This window comes from Schleiferilactobacillus shenzhenensis LY-73 (assembly GCF_000469325.1).
GTDB lineage: Bacteria > Bacillota > Bacilli > Lactobacillales > Lactobacillaceae > Schleiferilactobacillus > Schleiferilactobacillus shenzhenensis.
This window is the reverse complement of sequence record NZ_KI271593.1, coordinates 74,905-83,249: the sequence shown is the minus strand read 5'-3', so window position 1 is coordinate 83,249 and position 8,345 is coordinate 74,905. Positions and strand designations below refer to the sequence as shown.

Annotated in this window: 7 protein-coding genes and 1 tRNA gene; 4 read left to right on the top strand and 4 right to left on the bottom strand. The window is 55.5% G+C overall.

Annotation, left to right across the window (positions count from 1 at the left end):
- Positions 1 to 19: 19 nt before the first annotated feature.
- Positions 20 to 997: a KxYKxGKxW signal peptide domain-containing protein gene (locus tag L248_RS09635; RefSeq protein WP_155828622.1), complete on the bottom strand. Its 978-nt coding sequence runs from the start codon at positions 995 to 997 to the stop codon at positions 20 to 22.
- Between the two features lie 143 nt (positions 998 to 1,140).
- Here L248_RS09635 and L248_RS09630 point away from each other — a divergent pair.
- The 3 genes from L248_RS09630 (at position 1,141) to L248_RS09620 (ending at position 3,159) form a co-directional block, all read left to right on the top strand.
- Positions 1,141 to 1,214, top strand: a tRNA-Arg gene (locus tag L248_RS09630).
- Between the two features lie 355 nt (positions 1,215 to 1,569).
- Entirely contained in the window at positions 1,570 to 2,250 is a 681-nt protein-coding gene (locus L248_RS09625; protein ID WP_022530015.1) for a sunset domain-containing protein, read from the top strand.
- 12 nt (positions 2,251 to 2,262) lie between these two features.
- On the top strand, positions 2,263 to 3,159 hold the full coding sequence (locus L248_RS09620; RefSeq protein ID WP_022530014.1) for a DNA/RNA non-specific endonuclease: 897 nt from the start codon (positions 2,263 to 2,265) through the stop codon (positions 3,157 to 3,159).
- A 101-nt stretch (positions 3,160 to 3,260) separates the two neighbouring features.
- Here the strand turns inward: L248_RS09620 and rhaD are convergent, their stop codons facing one another.
- From rhaD to rhaB, 3 genes are read right to left on the bottom strand one after another with little or no spacing between them, the layout of a single operon-like run.
- Complete coding sequence (gene rhaD, locus L248_RS09615) at positions 3,261 to 4,175, bottom strand: rhamnulose-1-phosphate aldolase (RefSeq protein ID WP_022530013.1); 915 nt, start codon at positions 4,173 to 4,175, stop codon at positions 3,261 to 3,263.
- 5 nt (positions 4,176 to 4,180) lie between these two features.
- On the bottom strand, positions 4,181 to 5,473 hold the full coding sequence (locus tag L248_RS09610) for an L-rhamnose isomerase (RefSeq protein WP_022530012.1): 1,293 nt from the start codon (positions 5,471 to 5,473) through the stop codon (positions 4,181 to 4,183).
- A gap of 18 nt (positions 5,474 to 5,491) precedes the next feature.
- Complete coding sequence (gene rhaB / locus L248_RS09605) at positions 5,492 to 6,973, bottom strand: rhamnulokinase (protein WP_040536021.1); 1,482 nt, start codon at positions 6,971 to 6,973, stop codon at positions 5,492 to 5,494.
- 234 nt (positions 6,974 to 7,207) lie between these two features.
- Here rhaB and L248_RS09600 point away from each other — a divergent pair, with 234 nt between their 5' ends.
- Positions 7,208 to 8,227 (top strand): AraC family transcriptional regulator, encoded by a 1,020-nt coding sequence (locus L248_RS09600; RefSeq protein WP_022530010.1) that lies wholly within the window; start codon positions 7,208 to 7,210, stop codon positions 8,225 to 8,227.
- Positions 8,228 to 8,345 lie beyond the last annotated feature (118 nt).

Sequence of the window (8,345 nt, the reverse complement as noted above, 5' to 3'; positions counted from 1 at the left end):
TCCAAGATTTTGTACGTCTCTATCCATTTTCGCCACCTTCATGAATTATTGGGGTGTTATAAGTATCCAGCGTCAGCGGATCATTATTTGGATTGGGAATGATGTCCTTGATTGCTGCAGGCTGGTTCGGCAATTTTTTCAGGACGTCTTCATATGCTTGAATAGCGGCATCGGTATCCGTTTGTTTGCCCTGGAATTCAGCCAATTTGGCCTTCAAATCATCAAGCGCCTTTTGCAGTGCTTTCTGCTCGTCTGTTGTCAGAGCCTTACCATTGTCATTATTGACTATGGTCTCAGCGTCCGAGGCAGCGGCATTGTTTTCGTCGGCTGACTTGTTGGCATCGTCTGCTTTGTCCTTTGCGGTATTATACGCGTCGGCAGCTTCCTTTGGCACGGCACTATCGCCCAAAAGTGACCGGGTGGCTTTCACCTGTGCCGGTTCATCTGCCTTGATGGAAGAAGTGGTTTTTTTCGTTGCCTCTGATTGTAGCGTCTTCTTCTCTGTTGACGGTTCTTGGTTCGTTGTTGCTGAATCAACTGACGCGGTTGACTGTGCCGTCTTCTTTGCATCGTTCATGGTAGTATCTTGATTGGGCTGAGACGCATTGTCAGTCTTGGCCGTGTTAGCCGATTCTGTCTCAGTCACCACTGGTTTCTGGGTGTCCTGCGTTGTGCCAGTCGTCAATTCTGGCTTACTCTGATCAACAGCTGGAATGGTCACCGAAACAGTCTGCTTACTGTCGGTCGCGCTCTGATCTTGACTCTCCTCTGGCTTAGTATCCGCTGCAGCTTTGTCTTTCTCGGCTGTGGTAACACCGTCGTTACCGTCGATGTCTGCGGCCTTGACGGCAGTTGGCAGTGCCAAGCTGCCCATCCCCAGCGTTAATGCGGCAATACTGGCCACCAGCCACTGTTTCTTCGACTTGTATAAGCGGTAGTGTACTTTTTTCTGACTTTCCGTACCTGGTAACGGATTTTTGCCCATGTGATATTTCAAGTTTTTGTCCTCCCCCAAAATGGTAAATGGAACTTAACAATTCCAGTTTAGCATTTACAAAAACTTGTTTACAGTCATTTTGAAGAAATCTGTCTACTCGGACTTGCGGTGAGAATTCTTGGGTACTATGATAGTTGACGTTCGCACCCCTAGCGCAACTGGATAGCGCAACGGTCCTCGGAACCGTGTGTTGTGGGTTCGAGTCCCACGGGGTGCATTGATTGTCGTGAACAGGTACACGACAAAATGGTCTAAGGCGTTATTGATAATCCGTCAAAGTCCCAACTGACCCGATTGTCTGCGGTGATACTGAATGTATTACCGTTTTTTTATTGCTATTGTGAATGACGGTTGACCCTCAGTTCGATTTTCTTTCGAAAACGTTCCCACTTAAATGTTCCTATGATAAGATACCCCTAGTGAGATTACGTAAAAACTGAACCAAGGGGAGAAAAATCATGGGAGACTTTTTTATTGGTATCGCTGCCATCGCCATGTTCGCTGTGAGCGGGTGTGTATTCTGGTTGCTGTTTACGCTTGTCCGGCATCGGCACGGCCCATGGAAAAGCGCAATGAAACGGCCATTGATCGGCATGGGCGGCAGTTTTCTGGTGATGCTCGTCGCCATGATCATTGGCGGTGCGCTAACGCCAACCACAGGCAATAGCAGCAAGCAGTCCGCTGACCATGTCACCACCACCAGCAGTAAGAAACTCACCGCCCAGGAGAAAGCCGCCCGGGCCGAGTCCAAGTCTTTGGCCAGCAAAGAAGGCAAACAGCAAGCTAGCTCGGAATCCTTGAGCAGTAAACGGTCCAAACTGGAAAACGAATTAGCAGCCCGGGAGTCCTCTGAGAAAGCGGCGGCCAAGGCGGAATCCAAGAAACAAGCCGCGGCGTCTTCTTCGGCTGCTGCCCAGTCTTCCTCCGTGGCGGCAGCAGCGGAGAGCAGTAAAGCAGCGGCAACGGCCGAGTCCAGCAAGCAAGCGGCAGCCGCTAGCAGTCAGCGCGCCGCCCAAGCCGCAGCCGCCGCCAGTCAATCCAAGGCGGCTGCCGCGAACACTAACCAAGGCGGTGGCAGCAACAACCGCGGCGACATGAATACCGGTGACCAAGGAACGATCGTCGGGAACGTCAACTCGAAGATCTATCATGTCCCCGGTCAAGCAGGATATCGAATGAACTCGTCGAATGCTGTGTATTTCAAGACCGAGCAGGACGCCATCAATGCGGGCTACCGCAAAGCATTGCGCTAGGGGGCAACGACAATGACGAAATTACGAAAACTCGTTCCTTTTCTCCTCGCTGCCTTGCTCCTCACCGCCGGATGCAGCACCGCCGACCAGTCAGCGGCAGACACGTCCAGTCAGCGTACCAAGGTGAGCATGCTCCAAGCCAACAACCGCATCACCGCCAAAACGATCAGTACGCGGGCCAAGAAAATGGCCGCCGACCGGGCCGCCATTGCCAGTCTGGAGAAAGAACTGGGCAAGAAACCGGCGGCGGCCAAAGCCTCTTCTTCTGCTAAGACTCCTGCCACAACTGCCAGTAAACCGCAAACAGCGGCCAGCACCGCCAATAACGCTACGCCGGATCTGGCCAGTCTGAATTACAGTGGCAAGCAGGAGATTACGGTGAACAACAATGACCCCGGCTTTTCTGCCAGTGACCTGAGCACCGCTAAGGGGGCGTGGGAAAGTTACGCCGCCCTGGACGGGTTGAACCGGGTCCAGGCGGCAAACGCCCTGCTCAACCACAGTCTGATGCCCACGAGCAAGCGGACGGCGCTGACCTGGGACCCCACCGGCTGGCACAATAAGCGCACCGCCCACGGCTGGCTGTACAACCGCAGCCACCTCATCGGCTTCCAGCTGTCCGGGGAGAACAACAACCCGAAGAACCTGATGACCGGGACGCAGTCGCTGAACAGTCCGCTGATGCTGGCCCACGAGATGGATATTGCCTACTACCTGAAGCAGAGCAACGCCCATTACGTGCGTTACCAGGTGCGGCCGGTCTTCCGGGGCAATGAGTTGGTCGCCCGGGGCGTCCAGATGCGGGCGCAGTCCGTCGGGGATAACACCGTGCGGTTCAATGTGTACATCTTCAATATCGAAGATGGGTACACGATCAATTATGGTGATGGGACCAGTGTGAAGTGGTAACCAACTGTTAATCGATGTCAGAAAAGCTCCAGCAATGCAGTCTGCCAAGATTGCGTTGCTGGAGCTTTTGGTTTTAAAGCAAATAGGAGGTCAAACCAACATTACCGCGCGCCAACCGGCTCCTTGCTGGCCGCGCCGTTCAGTACTTCAGCCAAGGATTTCCCGTTGATAAAGTCCTTGTTCGGGGTCAAATCGAAGCGGGCGGCCAGCTTGTGCAGGTCATCATCCGTAATCTCGTTAACGAATTGACCGCCTTGCGACTTGATGGCGGTATAAATCGTGGCCGCTTTCTCCACGGTCTCGATCAGACCATAGACTTCGTCAATCGAGTCGCCGGCGCCGAAGACACCGTGCAGGGGCCAGAGAACGACCCGGTACGCGCCCATCTTTTTGGCGGTGGCGGCACCGATTTCGTTGGTCCCGGGGGTCATGTACGGCAGGACGCCGACCCCTTCCGGGAAGACCACGATGGATTCGGCTTGCATCTTCCACAGAATGCGGCTGAACAGCTTCTCGTTCCAGGGCAGCGTGAAGGTCATGGCCACCAGATTCGTCGGGTGGCAGTGCATCACGATGCGCTGGTTGGCGTCATGCTGCAGGCGCTGGATGTGGGTCATCAGGTGCGCCGGGAACTCACTGGTGGGTTGGCCGCCGTCGTTGAAGCCCCAGACCAGGTCGACGCTCTTGCCGTCGTCGGCGATACGCACCAGCCCCAGATCCCGCTGGGGGAAGTCCGTTACATTCTTGAAGTAGCGGCCAGTGCCGGTGACCAGGAAGTAGTCGCCCTTCAGCGCGCTGGCGTCGAACTTGATGGGAATGTTGCGCAGCACGCTGTGGACATCGCCGTACATCTTGATCTCGTCCGCCGTCAGGCGATAGCTTACGTTGCCGCCGTTGCGCTCGTCCCAGCCGTGGGAATACAGGTTCCAGGTCGTCTTGCGCATCTGAGTGACGTACGGTGAATCAACGAATGCCGGTGCATATTCGGGGTTCAGAAACTGTTTCTTCATATCCATAGTCATTAGCCTTCCTTTACAAGTACTTTCTTGTCGTCGCGCTTGAACTGAACGTCTTGCTCGTACTGGTGGATATTGTTCAGCCAATCCATGCCCACCGGTACGTTGTGGTCTAAGCAGTACTTATCCCAGACGGCACCGAACGGGTAGGACTTCAGTTCTTCTGTCTCGGCCAGGCGGGTCGTGTAGTCCTGCTTCAGCTCGGCATCCTTCAACTGCTGAATCGGTGCCAGCATCGCCTGCAGCAGACTCTTCTGCGTGGCCCGAGCGCCGATCACCCACGCTGCCACGCGGTTGATGGTGGCATCGAAGAAGTCCAAGCCGATGTGAGTCTTGTCTAAGTAGCCGTCACGGACCAGGCTGCGGGTAATCCGAATCAACGCGTCATCCATGATGACGACGTGGTCCGAATCCCACCGAACCGGCCGGGAGACATGCATGAAGATGCCCTTGCCGAACGGGAAGAAGCTGGCGAACTTGTCGCTGACGTCTTCAGTCGGGTGGAAGTGGCCGGCGTCAATGGTCCACAGCTTGTTCCGGGAGATGGCGTAATTCTGGTAGAACTCGTGGGAACCAACGGTATACGATTCGATCCCAGTGCCGAACAGCTTGCCTTCGAAGGACTCGATCGTGTTCTTCTCGGGCAGCGGCTTCTTGATGATCTCGTCCAGACTGTGGAGCATGCGCAAACGCGGGCTCTTCTTGTCGATGGGGTTGTCCTTGTACCCATCCGGGAACCAGAAGTTGTTCACGACCTGCTTGCCCAATTTCTCCCCGATGTAGTTAGAAATCTCGCGGGAGATCTTGCCGTGCTGGATCCAGAAATCGCGGACCTTGGGATCGGGTGAGGACACGGTGAAGTTGTTCTTGACCATCGGGTGGGAGAAGAAGGTGCCGTTAAAGTCCAGGCCGATGCCCTCTTGCTTGGCCCAGTCGATCCAGTAGTCGAAGTCTTCCGGCTCCAGGGTGTTCAAGTCGCGCTTCTTGTTGGTCACGGCGTAGATGGCGTGGAGCTGCACCCGCTGCTTGCCGGGGATCAGGCTCAGGGCCTCGTGCAGGTCGCTGGTCAGTTCGTCCGGAGTGCGGGCGATGCCGGGATAGTTCCCGGACACACCGATGCCGCCAGTCAGTTCTTGGTTCGGGAACAGGAAGCCATGAATGTCGTCCCCTTGCCAGCAGTGCACGGACAATGGTACCTTCTCCAATTCCTTCATTGCGGCGTCGGTATCGACGCCAATTTCGGCGTACCGCTGCTTAGCGACGGTATATGCTTTGTCGACTTCTTCATCTTTAACCATGATGGACAACTCCTTTGCTTAGTGCGCCGCAGCAGTGACTGCTGTCGGCTGTTTCTGTAAGAATGCTTCGTAATCGGCCAATAAGTGGGCCGGTACCGCGCTGGGGTCCGGCTGGTAATGCGTCAGCGGGAACGAGTCGGCAATGAGCTGCCGACCGGCGTAGACGTGCTTGACCGTCTTGGTGGTGATCATCTGGACCATCAGATTGCCGATCGCCGTCGCCTCGCTGGGCCCGGCCACCACCGGAATGTTCGCCAGGTTCGCGGTCAGCTGGTTCATCATCGCCACATTCGCCCCGCCACCCACGATATTCAAGGTATCGATGGGCTTTTGCAGAATGTCAGAAAGGGTCTGGATCTGGCAGGCATAATACAGCGACAAGTTCTCGTACACCGCCCGGGTCAATTCACCCGGGGTTTGCGGTACCGTCTGACCAGTCTCCCGCGCGTAATCCTGAATCGCCGTGATCATGTTCTCCGGATTAATAAAGCGGCCGTCGTTCACATCAATGAACAACTGGAACGCCGGGGCTTTCTCCGCTTGGTCCGCTAATTCCTGGAAGCTGTACTGGTCATGCAGGTCGTGGCGAATCGACTGGACGATCCAGAGCCCCATGATGTTCTTTAGGAAGCGGTAGGTCCCATAAGCACCCCACTCGTTGGTGTAATTCTCCTTGAAGGCGGCCAAGCCATTCTCTGGGGTATTGATCTCGGCCCCGAGCAAGGACCAAGTGCCTGAGCTGAGAAAGGCCCAGTTGTCCGTCAGTCCCGGAGTGCCCAGCACAGCACTGGCCGTGTCGTGGGTAGCGACGGTGATGACGTCAGTTTCTGGCAGGTCATAGGCCTTGTGCCACTTGCGGCGAATGTGCCCCAAGGGGGTGCCGGCTTCCACCAAGTGTGGGAACTGGTCTTCGTCCACGTGGACCTCATTCATCAGGTCCTTGTCGAATAAGCCCTGCCGCAAATTGAGCATCTGGGTGGTGGACGCGTTGGTCACTTCGGTCACTGCATTCCCAGTGAGCACGTAGCCCAGGTAATCGGGGATCATCATGATCTTGTCCGCCCGGGCCAGGTCCTCCCCATCCTCGGTGTAGAGCTGGTACAGGGTGTTGAACTTCTGAAACTGGATCCCGGTCTTTTCATAAATGTAGGCCCTGGGCAGCTTGCTGGTCAGGGATTGAACAGCGCTGTCCGTCCGGGCATCCCGGTAGCTGATGGGATCGTGGAGTTTGTGCCCTTCTTCGTCCACCAGAACGTAATCCACAGCCCAGGTATCGATGCCCAGGTAGACGTGGGGGAAGCCCATGGCCTTGACCTTGGCCAACCCCGTCAGGATTTCTTCAATGATATGGTCGTTGTCCCAGCGGTCATGGCCGGCCACGCGGCGGAAGCCATTCTTGAAACGATGGACTTCTTTGAACGTAAGCTGGCCGTGCTGCACTTGACCGAGGATCAGGCGCCCGCTGGAGGCGCCAATATCGACTGCGACGTATGCTGGCATGGTGTTCACCTCATCCTTCCGGCAGTGCTCATGTAAAAAATAGTATTCAAATCACAGGTCCGGTGTCTCCGGCCCTAAGCATCTGACACTATTATTCTTTACATCTGATACACTGTCATATCAATATCTTAAAGCGGTTTCGCTTTCTACACTTATTATTTAACCGCTTGCGTGATATAATAACAACGGCAAATGGTTAGTCGTAATGGAACAAATATACAGGAAGGTGTTCGTATGCAAGCAGCGCTCCTCAAACGCTTAGAAGCCCTCACGCCGGTGGAAATCGCCCAGCGCAAGAACCACATCGTGGGTGACGATATTCCCCCCACGGCCTTGGATCTGACCCAGACCCAGCGGCAGAAAGTGCCCGTCTTGAACGATTATTTCTTCCGTAATTGCAGTATCTACGTCAGCAAGCACAACCGCTTCGCCCCCTACCCGCTCCACACGCACCAGTTCCTCGAAGTGAATTACATGGTCCGGGGCCAGGCCCACGAAACGGTCAACGGCCAGCCGGTGGACTTGACCGCCGGCGACGTACTGCTGCTGGATGTCGGCAGCAAGCACGCCATTGACGCGTTGGGCGAGGACGATATCATGATGAACATCCTGTTCCAGGATCGGAACATTTCTCTCAACCTGCTCCACCAGATTCAAAGTACCCAAAGTGTGCTCAATGACTTCGTGCTGAATCAGGTCGGCAGTGAGAACGATAATGGCGGCTACCTGCTATTCCACCGCACCTCGGCGACTCAAGTCATCCAAGATACGCTGGACCGGATCATCGCCGAGTATTACCGGGACACGTTCCTCTCAGACACCATCGTCCAAGCGTACCTGACCATCCTCATCGCCGAGCTGGTCCGCCATTCCGAGGTCAAGCCGGCCAACATTTCTCCTGGGCAGCACATGGCGGTGCAGATGCTGGCCGATATTCGGGCACATTATCAGGATCTGACCCTGGAGCAGCTGGCGGACAAGTATGCCTACAACAAGAATTACTTAGGCAACTTGTTCCACAAGGAAGTGGGCAAGACGTTCAGCCAAGCGCTGACCGAGGAGCGGCTGATCCATGCGCGGGAGATGATCCAGACGACGAACAAGCCCATCGCGGATATTTCTCTGGCGGTGGGCATGACGAATAAGAGTTTCTTCTACCGTAAGTACGCGGCCAAGTTCGGTAAGACACCGAAGCAGGACCGGGTTTCCACGCACCCGGCGTCGATTGCAGAGCAATTGACGCGGTTTGTTTGAGGGAGAAAGGTGAGTGCCTGTCGCTGAACCGGGGGACTCCGGGCTCCGCGGGCGGGGGCGGCGACGCGCAGCTAGTCCGAAGCCAGTCCTGCGGAGCTAGTGGTAGGCACGTGACAAT